General features: G+C 46.4%; 17 protein-coding genes. 3 read left to right on the top strand and 14 right to left on the bottom strand.

Annotation, left to right across the window (positions count from 1 at the left end; translation table 11 throughout):
• Nucleotides 1-95: 95 nt before the first annotated feature.
• On the bottom strand, nt 96-1,748 hold the full coding sequence (locus IRE19_RS04050) for a DAK2 domain-containing protein (protein ID WP_203339422.1): 1,653 nt from the start codon (nt 1,746-1,748) through the stop codon (nt 96-98).
• Between the two features lie 18 nt (nt 1,749-1,766).
• Nucleotides 1,767-2,129 (bottom strand): Asp23/Gls24 family envelope stress response protein, encoded by a 363-nt coding sequence (locus tag IRE19_RS04045; protein WP_191714035.1) that lies wholly within the window; start codon nt 2,127-2,129, stop codon nt 1,767-1,769.
• Nucleotides 2,130-2,349: 220 nt separating this feature from the next.
• Here IRE19_RS04045 and rpmB point away from each other — a divergent pair, with 220 nt between their 5' ends.
• Nucleotides 2,350-2,538, top strand: a complete 189-nt coding sequence (gene rpmB, locus IRE19_RS04040; protein WP_049693306.1) for a 50S ribosomal protein L28 — start codon at nt 2,350-2,352, stop codon at nt 2,536-2,538.
• Nucleotides 2,539-2,694: 156 nt separating this feature from the next.
• On the opposite strand, the gene IRE19_RS04035 is transcribed toward rpmB, so the two are convergent.
• The 12 genes from IRE19_RS04035 to gmk form a co-directional block, all read right to left on the bottom strand.
• Nucleotides 2,695-3,336 (bottom strand): thiamine diphosphokinase, encoded by a 642-nt coding sequence (locus tag IRE19_RS04035; protein ID WP_203339421.1) that lies wholly within the window; start codon nt 3,334-3,336, stop codon nt 2,695-2,697.
• On the bottom strand, nt 3,333-3,998 hold the full coding sequence (rpe, locus tag IRE19_RS04030; protein ID WP_191714033.1) for a ribulose-phosphate 3-epimerase: 666 nt from the start codon (nt 3,996-3,998) through the stop codon (nt 3,333-3,335). Before rpe ends, IRE19_RS04035 begins: the two co-directional genes overlap by 4 nt.
• Nucleotides 3,991-4,890, bottom strand: a complete 900-nt coding sequence (rsgA, locus tag IRE19_RS04025; RefSeq protein ID WP_191714032.1) for a ribosome small subunit-dependent GTPase A — start codon at nt 4,888-4,890, stop codon at nt 3,991-3,993. Before rsgA ends, rpe begins: the two co-directional genes overlap by 8 nt.
• 23 nt (nt 4,891-4,913) lie before the next feature.
• Complete coding sequence (pknB, locus tag IRE19_RS04020; protein WP_203339420.1) at nt 4,914-6,887, bottom strand: Stk1 family PASTA domain-containing Ser/Thr kinase; 1,974 nt, start codon at nt 6,885-6,887, stop codon at nt 4,914-4,916.
• A gap of 2 nt (nt 6,888-6,889) precedes the next feature.
• On the bottom strand, nt 6,890-7,639 hold the full coding sequence (locus IRE19_RS04015; protein WP_203339419.1) for a Stp1/IreP family PP2C-type Ser/Thr phosphatase: 750 nt from the start codon (nt 7,637-7,639) through the stop codon (nt 6,890-6,892).
• A 33-nt stretch (nt 7,640-7,672) separates the two neighbouring features.
• Entirely contained in the window at nt 7,673-9,025 is a 1,353-nt protein-coding gene (rsmB, locus tag IRE19_RS04010) for a 16S rRNA (cytosine(967)-C(5))-methyltransferase RsmB (protein ID WP_203339418.1), read from the bottom strand.
• On the bottom strand, nt 9,022-9,954 hold the full coding sequence (gene fmt / locus IRE19_RS04005) for a methionyl-tRNA formyltransferase (RefSeq protein ID WP_191714028.1): 933 nt from the start codon (nt 9,952-9,954) through the stop codon (nt 9,022-9,024). The genes rsmB and fmt overlap by 4 nt, the downstream gene beginning before the upstream one ends.
• The gene (def, locus tag IRE19_RS04000) at nt 9,951-10,460 is read right to left on the bottom strand and encodes a peptide deformylase (protein WP_191714027.1); all 510 of its coding nucleotides are present in this window, start codon (nt 10,458-10,460) and stop codon (nt 9,951-9,953) included. The genes fmt and def overlap by 4 nt, the downstream gene beginning before the upstream one ends.
• Nucleotides 10,461-10,479: 19 nt before the next feature.
• On the bottom strand, nt 10,480-12,876 hold the full coding sequence (gene priA / locus IRE19_RS03995) for a primosomal protein N' (protein ID WP_203339417.1): 2,397 nt from the start codon (nt 12,874-12,876) through the stop codon (nt 10,480-10,482).
• The gene (gene coaBC, locus IRE19_RS03990) at nt 12,866-14,071 is read right to left on the bottom strand and encodes a bifunctional phosphopantothenoylcysteine decarboxylase/phosphopantothenate--cysteine ligase CoaBC (RefSeq protein WP_203339416.1); all 1,206 of its coding nucleotides are present in this window, start codon (nt 14,069-14,071) and stop codon (nt 12,866-12,868) included. Before coaBC ends, priA begins: the two co-directional genes overlap by 11 nt.
• Nucleotides 14,072-14,145: 74 nt before the next feature.
• Nucleotides 14,146-14,370: a DNA-directed RNA polymerase subunit omega gene (gene rpoZ / locus IRE19_RS03985; protein ID WP_142826599.1), complete on the bottom strand. Its 225-nt coding sequence runs from the start codon at nt 14,368-14,370 to the stop codon at nt 14,146-14,148.
• Nucleotides 14,370-14,990, bottom strand: a complete 621-nt coding sequence (gmk, locus tag IRE19_RS03980; RefSeq protein WP_191714024.1) for a guanylate kinase — start codon at nt 14,988-14,990, stop codon at nt 14,370-14,372. The genes rpoZ and gmk overlap by 1 nt, the downstream gene beginning before the upstream one ends.
• A gap of 263 nt (nt 14,991-15,253) precedes the next feature.
• On the opposite strand from gmk, the gene IRE19_RS03975 reads away from it, so the two are divergent.
• Both IRE19_RS03975 and IRE19_RS03970 read left to right on the top strand, forming a co-directional pair.
• Entirely contained in the window at nt 15,254-16,918 is a 1,665-nt protein-coding gene (locus IRE19_RS03975) for an Rqc2 family fibronectin-binding protein (protein ID WP_203339415.1), read from the top strand.
• Between the two features lie 386 nt (nt 16,919-17,304).
• The gene (locus IRE19_RS03970; RefSeq protein ID WP_203339705.1) at nt 17,305-18,093 is read left to right on the top strand and encodes a transporter substrate-binding domain-containing protein; all 789 of its coding nucleotides are present in this window, start codon (nt 17,305-17,307) and stop codon (nt 18,091-18,093) included.
• Nucleotides 18,094-18,102: the final 9 nt, after the last annotated feature.

Genomic DNA, 18,102 nt, shown 5'->3' with positions numbered 1-18,102 from the left:
AGTTTACACGATTTCGACATATTTAACAAAAATAAAAGCGCATACAGAGTATGCGCCCGTTTCTTGATTTTACTGGATCGAATGAATAAAAAATATTATTCTACAGCAATTATAAATGGATACAAAGGCTGTTTGCCTTCGTGAATTTCAACTTCGACATCACCGTTCAGCGTTTCGATGAATTGCCCCAGTTTTTCAGCATCTGCCGCTGTCACATCTTCACCGAAAAGAATGGTGACAATTTCCGCTTCACTGTCCACCAGCTGTTTAGCCAGTTTTTCGGTTACTGAATCCAGGTTGCTGTCAGAGACAACGATTTTGCCTTCGGAAATCCCCATGAAGTCATCTTTTTTAATTTCGATGCCATCGATTGAAGTATCACGGACCGCATACGTCACAGATCCAGATTTCACATGTTTTGAAGCGCTCGCCATGGCAGCCTGGTTATCTTCCACCGAAGCATCTGGATTAAAGGCCAGCAAAGCAGACATCCCTTGAGGTACATCTTTTGTCGGTACGACTGCGGCTTCTATATCCAAAAGCTCAGCTGCCTGTTCTGCAGCCATAATAATGTTCTTGTTGTTCGGCAAGATCAGCACGCGCTCTGCACCGATCGACTTGACCGCGTTGACGATATCTTCTGTCGATGGGTTCATCGTCTGGCCGCCTTCAATAACATAGGAAGCGCCGATGCTGCGAAGCAAGTCTGCGATACCTTCGCCCATTGCAACCGTCACCACCGCGTATGGCTGTACTGTCTGCTGTTTTGGTGCATTTTTCTGGAAGTCTTCGCCCACAATATCAATATGCTGCTGACGCATATTTTCTATTTTCATGCTGATCAGGCTTCCGTAGTCCTGCCCATATGTAAGCACTTTTCCTGGTTCTTCCGAATGGATATGAATTTTTGCAATTTCGTCATCAGCGATGACCAGCAAAGAATCTCCATACTCACTCAAATCAGAACGAAATAAAGCTTCGTTAAACTCTTTCTTGCCTTTTTCAAATTTCACCATAAACTCCGTGCAGTAGCCAAATTCAATATCAGCTGTATCCATGAAGCTCGCAATATTTTTATGATGTTCTGCACTGACTAAGTCCGTCATTGAGTTATGCGTATGTTTTTCCGGTAATTCTTCGCCTTTCAATGAAGCCAAGAAACCTTCATAGACATATACAAGACCTTGTCCGCCACTGTCAACGACACCCACTTCTTTCAAAACGGGCAAAAGATCCGGAGTCCTCTCTAAAGAAGCCTGTGCTTCCGCCAAAACCGTTTCGAACCATACAATGATATCTTCTTCTGTCTTCGCTGTTTCCATGCCTTTGGCAGCCGCATCTTTTGCGACCGTCAAAATTGTTCCTTCAACCGGTTTCATTACAGCTTTATACGCCGTCTCTACGCCATGCTGAAGAGCTTCAGCAAACTTAAGTGCGGACAATTCCGTTTCGGCTGCAATGTATTTGCTGAAACCTCTGAAAAGCTGAGAAAGAATAACACCCGAATTTCCTCGGGCACCCATCAACAAGCCTTTTGATAAAGCGTTTGCTGTTTTGCCGATGTGTTCTTCTGCTTGGGCAGTCGTTTCCTTCGCTCCAGAAGTCATCGATAAATTCATATTCGTTCCTGTATCGCCATCAGGCACCGGGAACACGTTTAATGCATCAACATAATCCGCATTTTGAAAAAGATGGTGTGATCCCATCTGCACCATTTCAGCGAACTTTAATCCGTTTAATGACTTCATAACTGACTCTTCCTCCTCCTACGGGTTCGTTACACGAACTCCTTGGACAAAAATGTTTACTGCTTTTACTGACATTCCTAATGTTTGGTTTACTGTGTATTTCACTTTGGACTGGACTTGATAAGCCACTTCAGAAATTTTTGTACCATAACTGATGATGACATACATATCAATGACCAAATCGTCATCTTCCTGGCGCACAAGCACTCCTTTAGCAAAATTTTCTTTGCGAAGGATATCTGTCAAGCCGTCACGTATCTGGTGTTTCGTTGCCATGCCTACAATACCATAGCATTCGATAGCGGCGCCGCCTGCTATTTGAGCAATTACATCATTGGAAATATCGATTTGACCATATTCGTTCTTCAATTCAATCGACATTGAAATTCCTCCTTGAGTCCTATTTCACTCTTTTCATTCTACCTTAAACCCTTATAGAAGAAAAGGAGGCGTTTTAGGGTGTAAAGGTTTTTTTCTTTAAAGACCTCGAAATATAGTTGCAAACCCGATATGTCTGTGGTAAATTATTAAAGTATGTGAAACGAAAAACGAACTGAAATTCTATAATAATTTTCAGCTTCACTTGTGAGGAGGGACTTACATGCCTAAAGTATGTGCAATTAGTGGACGTAAAGCTCGCGCCGGAAATGCCCGTTCGCACGCAATGAATTCGACGAAACGTACATGGGGAGCAAACCTTCAAAAAGTTCGCATCCTTGTAGACGGTAAACCGAAACGTGTATGGGTTTCTGCAAGAGCCATGAAATCAGGAAAAGTTGAGCGCGTATAATCGCTCATGGATAATGCCGGTGCTGATCTAATCAGCCCGGCATTTTTTCGTTGTAAAAGTATGCTTACATAATCGCTTCAACGTAATATAAAACTGTAAAACAGGCAGCGAGAAGGAGTCTCCTTCTCGCTGCCTGTTTTGTGTCGCTTTGAATGTTTAAGCGTCGGAACTTTCCACCATCAGACAGCTTCCGCTTTGTATAATGACACTGCCATGCCCAAGCAGTTCATTGCTGACAAAGCGCGTGGTCCCGTAAGGCACAGCTTCATCGGTCACTGGGTATTTAAATCCCGACAAAGTCAATCCCTCCACTTCCTCTGCAAATGGATAAAACGAAACATAACGATAGCGTTCATCCTTTTCCACGGCGTGCGTGCCTGGACTTAGGAAGCGAATGCGGTTTTGGTTATTCAATAGGAGAAAGTGGGTTTCCGGGAATTTCTGCTGGTAACTGAACATGATATGCAAAGCACTCATATAATGATCGAGCCGTCCGCCTGTTACCCCTGTCAAGATGACTTGATCCGGACGATAGGTCATCGCCTTCTCCAGTCCCAACTCGGTATCGGACTGTTCTTTTTCAGATGGAGCCCGTGCCAATTCCGGCATGACTGCAAGTATTTTTTCATATTCTTCAGCAGTAACCGAATCAAAATCGCCTACGGCCGCTAATGGCCGAATGCCTTTTTCGAGAAGCGTCAACGTACCCGAATCGACGCCGATATAAGAAGCTTCCGGAAAAAAAGAAAAGTCCGGCAGTTCACCTGCCGGACCTCCTGCAATCAGGATGAGTTTCACGAAATCGCCTCTTCTCCCGCTTTCCTGATCGCTTGAAGAGCCTGCGTCCGGTCTTTCTTGCTGTAGATGGCTGATCCTGCCACAAAGACAGTCGCGCCAGCTTCTGCACAAGGTTTGATGGTTTCTTCGTTGATGCCGCCATCTATTTCAATTTCGATGGAAAGGCCTTTTTCCTTAATGATATCCGACAGCTGCTTGACTTTTGGAACGACAGAATGAATGAATTTCTGTCCGCCAAAACCAGGGTTTACAGTCATGAACAGAACCAAATCAATATCTTCCAACACATGCTGTATCGTTTCAATCGGTGTATGCGGGTTCAAAACAACACCCGGTTTGACGCCAAACGAACGGATCAATTGAATAGTCCGGTGAAGGTGCGGGCATGCCTCTACATGAACCGTGATAAAGTCAGCACCTGCTTTCGCAAACTCTTCAATATAAAGATCCGGATTTTCAATCATCAAATGGACATCCATCGGTAATTCCGTCAACGGGCGGATAGCATTCAAGACAATCGGCCCAAATGAAATATTCGGTACAAAATGGCCATCCATAACATCCACATGGATCCAATCGGCTCCTGCTTTTTCCACTTCCAATACTTCTTCTCCAAGTTTTGCAAAATCGGCTGCTAGAATAGACGGTGCAATTTTAATCATTTGAATACCTCGGCTTTCGGCTCATTATTTCTTCCAGGAATTTCAGGTAATGCTTGTAACGGTAATCAGGAATTTCATTAGCCTCTACGGCCGCTTTAATCGCACATTTAGGTTCATTCATGTGCAAACATTCACGGAATTTGCAGTCATTGGAACGCGCTGCGAATTCCGGGAAACAGGCAGACAACTCTTCCCGTTCGATGGTTTCAAAATCGAATGAACTGAAGCCAGGCGTATCCGCCAGTAAGCCATTATTGACCGCAATCAGTTCAACATGGCGCGTGGTATGCTTTCCGCGGTTCAGCGCTTTGGATATATCGTCCGTCTTCAACTCCAAAGATGGCAGGATGGTGTTCAACAAAGTTGATTTCCCCACTCCCGACTGCCCTGCCAGAACGCTGATCTTCCCTTCCAGGACGGGCATCAAACGATCTTTTAACGCAGGATCATCAATGAAAGTCGGAATTACTTCATAACCAATCTTTTCGTAATCAGCTACATAGCGTTGGATTTTGTCTTTCTCTGCCTCTTTCAGCAGATCCATTTTTGTCAGGCAAATGATCGGCTGAATCGAATGCGACTCAATAGCGGTTAAAAAACGGTCCAATAACAACGGATGGAAGTCCGGCTGTTTGGCTGAAAAAACAAGGATGGCTTGATCGACGTTTGAAATTGGCGGCCTCACCAATTCGTTTTTCCGCTCATAAACATGCAGGATCGTCCCTTCCAAATCGTTGTTTTCCGCTTTGTAGTCGACGTAATCCCCGACGAGCGGCGTTATTTGTCGATTGCGAAATACCCCACGGCCACGGCATTGGATGTAACGCTGTCCGTCTTCATCCAATACGTAGTAAAATCCGCTCAATGCTTTTCTGATTTGACCTTTCGGCATCTTTCCACTCCTTTAGTTGCTGTTTAGTCTACGCTTGAATATTCAAAAGTTTCTTCTTGGATGACCGTAGAATCCCGGACGATCCTGTAAGAAGCCCTTTCTCCTTCGGCAATCTGCATTTCGATGCGATGCTGCTTGTCTTCTGTAATGGCAAACTCCTCGACAGGCTCTACCATCGTCTGTGAATTGTCCTGGACATAGATCTGGACGGTCTGCTCCACAGGCTCTTCGCCTTCTGCGGCGGGTTCAGCAGGTTCATATGGAATTTCTACAGTATGGATATAGGTTTTCATCGGTTTTTCCGGTTGGCCTGCTGAGATAACGACTTCAATTGTACTGCCAGCTTCCAACTGTTCTCCAGCAGCAGGAGTCTGGGACATGACTTTCCCCGCTTCGACTTCATCAGATGCTTGTTCCGATATTATGCGGATATTAAATCCGGAAGAACGGGCGTATTCATTGAGGTTCTCTTCTGTAAATCCTGCCAAATTCTCTACATTGCGAAGATCCGGACCTTTGCTGACAATAAACTCTACAGTGGTCTCACTGATGATGACTTCTTCACCAGCTGCGGGTTCTTGAGTCAAAATGGTGCCCACCGGCTGGTCGGAAAATTCTTCACTGGACTCAGCTGGCGCAAATTTCTGTTCTTCCAGTGCTTCTTCTGCCTCTTCGAGGGTACTGCCGACAAAATCATCCATTTCAGCAACTTCTTTGCCCATACTGACAAATAATTGAATTTGGGTTTCGCGGTCCCTCATTTTTCCGGCTTCCGGTATCGTTCGAACCACATGACCAGCTGCTATCTGTTCCGAGTATTCATCTGTTTCTTCACCCGCAATAAACCCTGCGGCCTGCAGTTCTTCAAGTGCTTCGTTGCGCTCCATGCCGGTTATATCCGGAACAGCCACTTGTCTTGGTTCGAATAAACTCGGAAAAGCAATAGCGAGAACCAATCCGCTGATCAGCAGAAAAGCTAGAATCCCTAGAATCCATGGCCATTTTTTCTTTTTCTTCTTGGGTGGAATTTGCTGTTCTTTTTTCACTTCATTGACCGGCAATGGCATCGTTTTCGTATCCGCCACAGTCGTATAAGCAGCGGCGTCTTTGATTGCTGGCATGGCACGCGTTTCATCCTGATCCTCAGGAACCATGAATTTCGGTTCATTCAGACGTTCCGGCAATAAAGCTGAAGCCAGATCTTCTTCCATTTCATCAGCCGACTGATAACGGTGTTGCATGTTTTTTGCAGTGGCTTTTAAAACGATATTTTCCAAACTTTGAGGAAGTGCCGGAACTGTATCACGCAAAGAAGGGGTTTCGGTCTGCAGATGCTTTAAGGCAATCGATACAGCCGATTCACCGGAAAACGGCAGCTTGCCCGTGATCAATTCGTACATGACAATACCGAGTGAGTAAATATCGGATTTTTTATTTGCTGTGCCCCCGCGTGCCTGTTCAGGAGACAAGTAATGGACGGTCCCCAGCACAGAATTGGTCTGGGTGTAGGACGTTGCACTCAACGCCATGGCAATACCGAAATCGGAAATCTTCACATTGCCCTCGGCATCCATCAAAATGTTTTGAGGTTTAATGTCCCGGTGGACGATTTGATTGTGATGGGCATGTGCTAAAGCCGATGTCAATTGTTTCATAATCTCAACAGCCCGCTCAGGCGATACTGGTGAATGTTCGATTATGTACTCTTTCAAGGTTTTCCCTGGAACGTATTCCATCACCAGGTAATGGACAGATCCATCTTCGCCCACGTCAAAAATATTGACGATGTTCGGATGTGCCAGACTGGTGGTGGACAACGCTTCCCGTTGGAAACGTCTGCGCAGTTCTTCTTCATTTGAAAAATCGTAACGGAGGATTTTGATCGCGATGTCACGGTCCAAAATCATGTCATGTGCCAAATACACATTGGACATTCCGCCGCCGCCAATCAATTCCTTGATTTTATAGCGGCCGTTGACGCTTTTGCCTATCAACATACTTATACCTCCTCATCCACAGAGGACAGAAGAATCAAGGAAATATTATCTTCTCCTCCAAGATCATTGGCCAAAGTGACCAGCTCCTGCCCTTTCTGGGAAAGCGGAGCTGTTGATCTGACGATGGAAGCCAATTCCTCTTTCGAAACTTTATTGCTGAGGCCATCTGAACAAATCAATAGATAGGAGGCTTCATCAAAAGAGAAATTGATCATTTCCCTTTCAATCTCAGCCTCGGTCCCGAGCGCCCGGACAATCCAATTTTTCTTCGGATGTTCTTCAGCTTCTTCCTGGCTGATTTCCCCGCTGTCGACCAGCACATTGACATACGAATGGTCTCGTGTAATCTGACTGATGCCGCCATTGATCAAGTAAGCACGGCTGTCGCCGATATGGCATAAAATGCCTTCTTTGTCATCAATCAGCGCCGCAATCAACGTCGTGCCCATCCCTTTGCATTCCGGGTTGGCCAACGAATGTTCAAAAACCAGCCGGTTGACTGTTTGAATCCGTTCCGAAAGCCATTTCCTTTTGCTGTCAAGCGTCAGGAACGACATTGCCTCATCTTCCAGAAAATACTGGCTGAGCTGATCGACTGTCATTTTGCTGGCAACATCGCCGGCTTTATGTCCGCCCATTCCATCTGCCACGACTGCCAATAGGAGGCCGTCGGGGCGTTTTAATACCGCCACACTGTCCTCATTTACTTCACGGATCCTACCTGGATCACTTTCTACCACATACCGAAACAAATCATGACACCCCGATTCTAATCTTATCCTGCTTTAAGCTGTTGCTGTTTTCTGGGTCTTTTGAAAAGCCGCGATGAAAAAACCATCGCTTCCATAATCCTGCGGAAATACCTGAACAAAGCCTGTATGCTTGATGCCCATGGCTGCAGGCAAGGCTGCCTGGATTTTCTCCATTTCGGGATGTTCTTTCAAAAACTGTTCAGCTGTCCCTCTGTTTTCCATGGCATCCACTGTACAGGTGCTATAGACCACGATGCCGCCTTCTTTTAATAGGCGGGCTGCCTGGTCCAGCAGCTCGAGTTGGATTTTCTGCAGACGGGCGAAGTCCTCTTCTTTTTTCGTATACTTAATATCAGGTTTACGTTTGATGACACCCAAACCGCTGCACGGAGCATCCACAAGGATGCGGTCGAATTTTTCTTCACCGAAACGTTCAACGCTTTTCTTGCCGTCGCCCACTTCTGTTTCAATGACCGTATGGCCCAATCGCTTGGCTGTTTCGTCAATCAGCTTTACTTTATGCGCGTGCAGGTCAAGCGCATACAAAGTTCCGCTATTGTTCATCTTTTCCGCAATGTGGGTGGTTTTGCCGCCAGGTGCTGCGCACATATCAAGCACCGTCATGTCCGGTTCAACCTGCAGGGCATAAGCCGGCAGCATGGAACTTTCATCTTGGATGGTGATAAAGCCTTTTTCGAATGTAGCCGTGCGGGCAGGTTGGCCATTCGTGACAACCAGGCATTCCGGGATGAATTTACTCGGCACTGCCTCCAGTTCTTCTGATTGAAGCATTTCAATCACTTCTTCGACTGTGGCACGGGTGGTGTTGACACGGACAGTCTGTAACGGTGTTTTGTTGTTTTCCAATGCCATTTCACGTGTTTTTTCCAAACCGAATTGTTCTGCCCAACGTCTGATCATCCAGATCGGATGGCTCGTTTCGATGGAAATCTTTTCGTATGGGTCACTGATGGTGTTGAACGAACGGACGCCATTGCGCTGAACTGAACGCAGAACGCCATTGACCACAGAAGCCACTCCGCCATGTCCACGGCGTTTTGCGATTTCAACCGCCTCATGGACCACTGCGTGTGCAGGAATCCGATCCAAGTAGACAATCTGGTACAAGGATAATCTCAGCAAGGTTTTAACCCAAGGTTCGATTTTTCCTTTCAGGTAAGGTTCCAGGTAATAATCCAGTGTCATTTGATGCTGGAGAGTGCCATATGTGATTTCCGTCAGCAAGCCCCTGTTTTTAGCTGCAATGCCATAGCTTTCAATCGTCTGGTGAAGCAATAAGTTGCTGTAAGCCTGCTTGTTCTCCACTGCCCATAGGATTGAGAATGCGGCATCGCGGACGTTGCCTTGAAGTTTTTTGTTTTTCATTCGAATAAATCTCCTGCCTGGATTTTAGGTCCTTTTAAATACTCTTTTGCCGTCATGCGTTTTTTTCCTGCCGGCTGCAATTCGGTGATGGCCAAAACGCCTTCTCCGGTCTGGACCAAAATCGAGTCTTCGGTCAAGCCGACAACTTTGCCGGCTTGGCCGCTGGCGTTTGATGACGTTTTTTCAGCCCACCAGATTTTCATATTCGCTCCATTGAACGTTGTGTAAGCAACTGGCCATGGATGCAATCCCCGAACTTGGTTATAGATGGCCGCAGCTGGCTTCGACCAGTCGATGCGTTCCTGCTCACGCGAAATATTGCGGGCATAAGTAACCGCCTGTTCGTCCTGAGGTATGCGTTCGTTTGTTCCCGCAATAATCGGCGGCAGTGTTCTCTTCAACAGATCACGCCCGGCAATGCTCAGCTTGTCGAACATGCTGCCCGTATGGTCGCGTTCTTCAATCGGTACGACCACCTGCGAGATGATATCGCCAGCGTCCAACCGGTCCACCATGTACATGATTGTAACGCCTGTTTCTTTCTGGCCATCCATGATGGCTTGATGGATCGGCGCGCCTCCGCGGTATGCCGGCAACAATGACGCATGGACATTGATGGCTCCAAGTTTCGGCGCTTCCAAAATCTCACTTGGCAAAATCTGCCCAAATGCTGCAGTAACAATCAAATCAGCTTCAAGATCCAACACATGTTGAAGCTCTTCCGGATTTTTCAGTTTTTCCGGTTGATAGACCGGCAATCCAAGGCGCATCGCTTCTTCTTTAACCGGTGTTGCCGTCATAATTTTTTTGCGTCCGACTGGCCGATCCGGCTGCGTAACGACGGAAATGACTTCATAGCCTTCCTCGACGAGCATCCGCAAAATGGGTGCGGAAAAGGCAGGGGTTCCCATAAATACGATTTTGGTCAAACCTGTTCCTCCTCTTCTTCCTGCTGGCGGATCATTTCATCCAATTCTTCCTGTGTCACATATTTTGTGATTTTGCTGGTAAACAAGACGCCGTCCAAATGGTCCATTTCATGCTGGATCGCGCGGGCTTCATAGCCTTCCGCTTCCAGCTCATACCAGGAACCGTCGCGTTCCTGCGCTTTAATCTTGATGTGGTCATAGCGCTCCACTTCCCCAAAAATCCCTGGGAAGCTGAGGCAGCCTTCAATATCGGTTTCAGCGCCTTCAAATAGCACCAGTTCCGGATTGATCATTTCAATCGGATCCTGCCCTTCACGGAAATCAACGATCGCGGCACGAATTGCTACGCCCACTTGAGGGGCGGCAATGCCGACGCCGTCCGATTCCACCATTGTTTCATGCATATCATCCAAAAGCGCAGCCAATTTTTTATCAAAAGCCGTCACCGGCTGACATTTCGTTTCCAATACTTCGTTCGGGTGTTTTACTACCATTCGAATAGACATATTCATTTCCTCTTTTCTGTTACATGACCGATGTCGGATTCATGTCAATCGACAGCGTGGCGCCTTTTTTCAGCCATTCCGTGCGATGGATTTTGATCAGTTGCTGCATCGTATCGGTCAGTTTCGGTTCTTTTTTGTATTTTATCAAACATTGATAACGATATCTATTGTTGACACGGGCGATCAGGGAAGCTGAGGGCCCGATGATCAAGGTGTTGGGAGACAAGTGGCTCTTCAAATAACGGACCGTTTGATCGGCGTATTCAGCCACTGTCATTAAATCTTCGTGCGTAAACTGGATGTTGACGACATAGTAATACGGCGGATAACCACTCGCTCTGCGCATGGCCATTTCCTGTTCATAAAACGGCTCATACAATTGGTCTTTCGCCAACGTGATGGCGTAATGTTCCGGCGTATAGGATTGGACAAAAACCGTTCCCGGCAGAATATCCCGCCCTGCGCGGCCGCTGACCTGCGTCAATAATTGATAAGTCTTTTCCGCCGCCCGGAAGTCAGGCAGATGCAGCGTCGTATCTGCCGATAACACGCCCACTAATGTGATGTTCGGAAAATCCAAGCCTTTGGCGATCATTTGGGTACCCAGCAGGATGTCTGCTTTGCCATTGCCAAATGCAGACAGGATTTTCTCATGTGCACCTTTATTGCGCGTCGTGTCGACGTCCATTCGAAGAACGCGTGCTTCCGGCACCACTTTCGCCAGTTCTTCTTCGACTTTCTGCGTACCGGTTCCGAAAAACCGAATATGTTCGCTTTCGCATTCCGGACAGGTTTTCGGTACGCGTTCATCATAGCCGCAATAATGGCATTTCATCGTTTCGCTTGAGCGGTGGTAAGTCAGCGAAATATCACAATTGGGGCATTGCATGACCGTTCCGCAATCCCGGCATAACACAAACGATGAATAGCCGCGTTTATTGAGGAACAATACGGTCTGCTGCTTTTTCTCCAGACGGTCGCGGATGGCATCCGCTAATTGCACCGAAAACATGGACCGGTTGCCGTTGCGCAGTTCTTCCCGCATATCCACAATATGGACATCCGGCAATGGTTGGTTTTTTGCCCGTTTTTCCAGTACCAACAATTCATAGACACCTTTTTGTGCACGTGCATATGATTCCAATGAAGGCGTTGCGCTGCCAAGAATAACCGGACAATTATGGTATTCACTGCGCCAAATGGCCATGTCGCGTGCGTGATAGCGTGGGGAATCGTCCTGCTTATAGCTGGATTCATGCTCTTCATCCAGAATGATCAGGCCCAGATTCTGAAAAGGCGCAAAAATAGCCGAACGTGCCCCTACTACCACTTTCACTTCAGCCCGCTGGATTTTTCGCCATTCATCGTATTTTTCGCCAGCCGACAATCCACTGTGCAAAACAGCGACCTGGTCTCCGAAACGCTCTTTAAAGCGAATGGTCATTTGAGGGGTCAGCGAAATTTCCGGCACCAGCATGATCGCTTCTTTTCCTTGCTTCAGCACCTGGTCGATGGTCTGCAGATAGATTTCGGTCTTTCCACTACCAGTAATGCCATGCAGCAGAAAGGTCTTCGGTGTATTCAATGCATTTTCAATCGAATCAAAAGCGATTTGTTGGGCTCCGGTCAATTGCAGCGACGATTTTTGCTCGATTTCAGTCAGCAGCTTCGGATCCCGGTACGATTCCATATTGGAAATCTGAGCGGCTTCTTTTTCCACTAAGCTGTAGATTGTCGGCAGCGAAACCTCCGCTTCTTTCTGAAGTTGGGAAGATTCGATCGAACGGCCCGGATTTTTTAGGAAAAAGTCCATCAACTTCAGCTGTTGCTTGGCATTGGCACGAATTTCAATGGCTTCCAGCTTTTCAATGCTGTCAGAGATATGAATCATACGGACTTTTTTAACAGCGGTTTGCTGTTGAATATCGGTATCCGCAATGATTGTGCCTTTTTCCATCTCTTTTTTCAGCAGACTATATATGTCCACTGCGTCCTGCAGCCGGATAAAAGGCCGTTTTTCGAAATAGATGCGCAAAGGCGCTGCAATTTCTTCAAGCGGTGCATTCAGTACAAAACGCTTCTCGTATTTTGCCCGCAAAGCTGCTGGCACCATGACCTGCAGCGCGTCAATTTCAAAACAAACCGTTTGCTCTTTCATCCATTGGGCCATCTTCAGCAGTTCTTCATTTAAAACCGGCACCACGTCCATCAGCTCATGAATCGGTTTCAGGCGTTTCGGGTCAAATTCTGAAGTCTCTTTGAGCTTAGTGATGAACCCTAGTACTTTGCGGTTGCCAAAAGGCACTTTGACACGCATTCCCGGCTCTGCCAGGACTGCCACTTCTTTCGGAATGGCATAATCAAAAGGGCGGTCGATCGGATGGGCAGCTACGTCCACAATGACTTCAGCTATCATGCAGTTTTTCCTTTTCCGTAATCAAGTCAAGCAATTGGCGGGCCAATTGCTGCTTGGACATCATGTCAAATGCTTGTTCAAAGCCGTTTTTCCCGTAGACTGTCACCCGATTGGTATCCGATTCAAAACCCGCCTGTGCTTCTGTTACATCATTGGCAATAATATAATCTGCATTTTTACGTTCCAATTTATCTTTGGCGTATTGTCCAACATCATTGGTCTCGGCCGCGAAACCGATCAACACCTGGTTTTTCTTGTTTTCGCCCAGCTGTTGAAGGATATCGACTGTCCGTTCAAGAACGATGGTCGAGCCGCCTTCTTGTTTCTTCATTTTTCGATCAGCTACTGTTTTTGGTCGGTAATCAGCCACAGCAGCCGTTTTGATGACGTAATCTGAACTGTCGTAATGCGCTTCGACTGCCTGCAGCATATCTTCAGCACTTTCCACCAGTATCCGGGTAACGCCGCTTGGCACCGGCAATGACACGGGACCGCTGATTAAAATGGTTTCGGCTCCCATCTCCGCAGCAGCACCTGCCATGGCATAGCCCATCTTGCCGCTTGAAAAATTGGTCAGAAACCGAACAGGATCGATGCGTTCACGTGTCGGCCCAGCGGTAACAATGACTTTTTTTCCAGCAAGTTTATGCTCGCGCGTAAAATAACCTTTGACGAGCTCTGTGATTTTTTCTGGCTCTTCAAGGCGTCCTTTGCCGACATAGCCACAGGCCAAAAAGCCTTCGGAAGGTTCGATAAAACGGATGCCGTCTTCATGAAGCTGCTGGATATTGCGTTTCACTGCCGGATGGTCGTACATATGGACATTCATTGCCGGAGCAATCCAGATAGGAGCGGTTGCTGCCAGCAAAGTGGTCGTGACCATATCGTCACCGATGCCGCCTGCCAATTTGCCGATGACATTGGCTGTGCCCGGTGCAACAATGATCAGGTCTGCCCAATCCGCAAGATCGATATGTGCGATGACGGAAGAATCCTTCTCATCAAATGTATCGGTATAGACATCGTTTCTGGACATGACCTGGAACGTCAGCGGCTGCACAAATTGCTGTGCTGAACGGGTCATGATGACTTTAACGGAAGCTCCCGCCTGAGAAAGCTTGCTGACAAGCGCCACAGCTTTATAGACGGCAATTCCTCCGCTGACACATAGTAGGATTTTACGATTCTCCAACAACTCAAACACCCTTTCTAAACAACAAACTCCCAAAGAACAAGTTTGCTCTGGGAGTCGTCTGTTGCGATTAATGGTTAAATTTCGTCTTCGTATACTGCAAATTCATCTTGTTTTTCCTGTGTCAAAGCGCCGGCGGCTACTTCTTCAAGTGCTTTTCCGACCGATTTAGTAGAAACATATGAATCCAATTTTTCATCACCGTGTTCGTGCAATTGGCGTGCACGTTTAGAAGCAAGCGCAACCAGCGAGTATTTTGAATCAATTCGGCTTTTCAGTTTATCAACGGATGGGTATAACATCAGACATTCTCCTTTAGCATATCAAAATATCGTTTTTCAACACGTTCACGTTTGCAATGCTCCGCAATAATGATGGCATTGATTCGGTCACAGGCATTTTCAACTTCGTCATTTTCGACTACATAATCGTACAAGTTCATCATTTCCAACTCTTGCCTCGCGGCCTGCAGGCGGGAAGCGATCACGTCATCCGATTCAGTGCCACGCCCGACCAGCCTTTCTTCAAGTTCCGACAAGCTCGGCGGCGCCAAAAAGATGAACAGGCCATCCGGAACTTTCGAACGGACCTGGGCAGCACCCTGTACTTCGATTTCCAGAAATACATCACGGCCCGCATCGCGCATCTTGTTGACGTACTCAAGCGGCGTCCCGTAGTAATTTCCGACGAACTCTGCATATTCGAGCAGTTGATCCTGCTCGATCAATTCCTCAAACTCACTGCGTGTTTTGAAGAAATAATCGACTTCATCAACTTCCCCTTCCCGTGGCGCTCTAGTCGTCATCGAGATGGAGTATTCGTAATTTGTATCTGGCTGTGAGAACAGCTCTTTTCTTACGGTGCCTTTTCCAACACCCGAAGGCCCTGATAGGACTATCAGCAGTCCACGTTGGTTTCTCATTTTATCCCTCACTTGCCTCATCATCATTTTCTTTCAAACGCCAGAACTAAAGGTTCCAGCTCTGCCGTTACCGGATCACCCGATGTGCCGTTCCATTTTCGCATCCAGCAAACCGAACTGAATTCTCCTGCTTTTCACAGATTGTTTCACGGACATTTTCTGCTGAACCTTATTCTTCGTTTTCTAACTAACTGTCTTATTATATCATAATACACCGAGAAAATGATAAGATGGAACAAAACGATTTGAAAGAGGGATATTTAATGGCATTTGATGGATTATTTACAAAATCGATGACAAGCGAACTTCAACAGCTCGTCACCGGCAGAATTTCAAAAGTTCATCAGCCCAACCAGCTTGAACTGCTTCTACATATACGTGCCCAAGGAAAGAACCATAAATTGTTGATTTCCATCCATCCGTCCTATTCACGGATTCACTTGACGGCCGCAGCAAACATCAACCCTTCTGAACCGCCGATGTTCTGCATGCTGCTTCGCAAGCACATCGAAGGCGGCGTCATCACCGAAATCTCCCAATACGGGATGGACCGCCTGATCATGCTGAAGATCAAAGCAAAAAATGAAATCGGCGATGACATCGAACGTGAACTCCACGTCGAAATGATGGGTCGGCATTCGAACGTCATCCTGATCGATGCGGAGCGTACGATGATTCTCGACAGCTTGAAACATTTGCCGCCAAGCGTCAACTCTTTTCGCACCATTCTTCCCGGCCAGCCTTATATCTTCCCTCCATCCCAGGAGAAAAAAGATCCGTTCGAAGCAGCCGAGGAATTGGCGGTTACAGAGCCAACAGAAATCGTCAGCCAATTTTCCGGATTTTCTCCATTAAATGCGCGTGAACTTGCATTTCGCCTGGAAACTTCCGACAAGAAGGCGGCAATTGCTGAAGCATTTCTGGCAGATTTCCTGAAACAGCAGCCACAAGGCTATTATGTCGAACATGGCGGCAAAAGCTTTTTCTCTGCCACTCCGTTGACCCATATCCAAGAAGAAGGACTGGAATTCCCGACACTCGGCGAACTGCTTGACCGGATGTATTACGCAAAAGCCGAACGCGACCGTGTTAAACAGCAGGCCGGGGATCTGGAAAGATGGCTGCAAAATGAAATTTCCAAGTTGAAACTGAAGCTGAAGAAATTGAAAAAAGAACAGGACCAAGCTGAAAAACGTGAAACGCTTCAATTAAATGGCGAATTGATCATGGCCAACCTTCACCGCATCACCAAGGGCATGAAGGAAATCGAAGTCGACAATTATTACAACGATGAAAAAGTCACCATCACGTTGGATCCGCGGAAAACGCCGATCGACAATTCCCAGCGTTATTATTCACGCTACCAGAAAGCGAAAACAGCCGTCGTCAAAACCCAGGAACAAATCGACAAAACGACAGAGGATATCGAGTATTTCGAGACCTTGATGTCTCAAGTCCAACAAGCCGGCATTTCCGATATCGAAGAAATCCGTGAAGAACTCGCTGAGCAAGGGTTTATGAAGGCTCAAAAATCGAAGAAAAAGAAAAAACCGACCAAGCCTTCTTTAGAAGCCTATGTTTCTTCTAGCGGAACGCCAATCTCTGTCGGCAAAAACAACAAGCAAAACGATTACGTGACATTCAAAGTAGCTTCCAAATCCGATACATGGCTTCATACAAAAGACATTCCGGGTTCACACGTCATCATCCATGACAGCAATCCCGATGAAACGACTATACTCGAAGCTGCTACGATTGCTGCTTACTTCAGCAAAGCACGTGAATCTTCTTCTGTACCGGTCGATTACACTGAAGTCCGCCAAGTGAAAAAGCCGAATGGCTCAAAACCTGGATTCGTCATTTATTTTGAACAGAAAACCGTATTCGTCACGCCAGATGAAGAACTGGTCATTAAATTGAAAAAATAAGTTAGGATGCCGGAAAGCTTTATGCTTTCCGGTTTTTTATTGAAGTTAATCAGTGAACTGCAATTAACATGGAATTCCACAGTTTATTGGAGAGAATTGACCTATTTATCCAAGCAGTCTGTTTACTCCTTCATCACTCTTAGACATCATGTTAACAAGTTTATTTACTGCGAAATTGAAAGCGTAATGGCTGCACTCATTTAGTTTACATAATATTAATATGTTAACCCGAAAGAGTTTTCACACATATTAAGCATAACCCGTTGCCCTGGCCAGACTTAAATGCTATGTTCATAAAGGATTGAAAATTTAAGGGGGCTTTACACGTGTATACATACTCAACTAAGAGAAATTTATTTTTTGCTGCAAGTGCCATTGCTGTAGCTATGCTGGCAGGCTGTGGCAATGACGAAACACAAACTGAAGAAAAGAAAACCGCGTGGGATGAAATTCAGGAACAAGGAACATTGACTGTTGCGACTTCCGGGACGCTATTGGCCACATCTTTTCATAACGCGGAGACGGATGAACTGACGGGTTTTGAAGTGGAAGTTGTCCGGGAACTTGGGGAACGTTTGGATCTTGATATTGAGTTCACTGAAATCGGATTTGATGAAATGCTGACAAGTGTCAATACAGGGCAAATTGACATTGCAGCCAATGATATTGAAATCACTGAAGACCGTGCGGAAGAGTTTATCTTCTCGACTCCGATCAAGCATTCCTATGGGACTGCGGTTGTGAGAAAAGATGATTTGTCCGGCATCGCAAGTTTGGAAGACCTTCCTGGGAAAAAAGCAGCAGGTGCTTCTACGTCAATCTATATGGAAATTGCACGTGAATACGGCGCAGAAGAAGTAACTTATGACAACGCCACAAACGAAGTGTATTTGCGCGATGTTTCAATCGGCCGTACCGATGTTATCCTGAACGATTATTATCTATCCACATTCGGTGTCGCAGCTTTTCCTGACTTAAATATCACCATTCACCCTGACATCAAATATGCTCCGTCAGAAGTTGGGCTCGTTATGAACAAAGACAATACCGAATTGGCCGATAACGTCAATAAAGCATTGGAAGAGATGCTTGCAGACGGCACGATCACTGAAATCTCTGCAGAATTTTTCGGCGGTGCGGATGTCTCTGTCAAACCGGACATTGAAGAAAATTAAGCAGGAGGT

The organism is Planococcus beijingensis (genome assembly GCF_016820615.1).
GTDB lineage: Bacteria > Bacillota > Bacilli > Bacillales_A > Planococcaceae > Planococcus > Planococcus notacanthi.
Note: the sequence above shows the minus strand (reverse complement) of the source record. Positions and strands in the feature narration are given on the sequence as shown.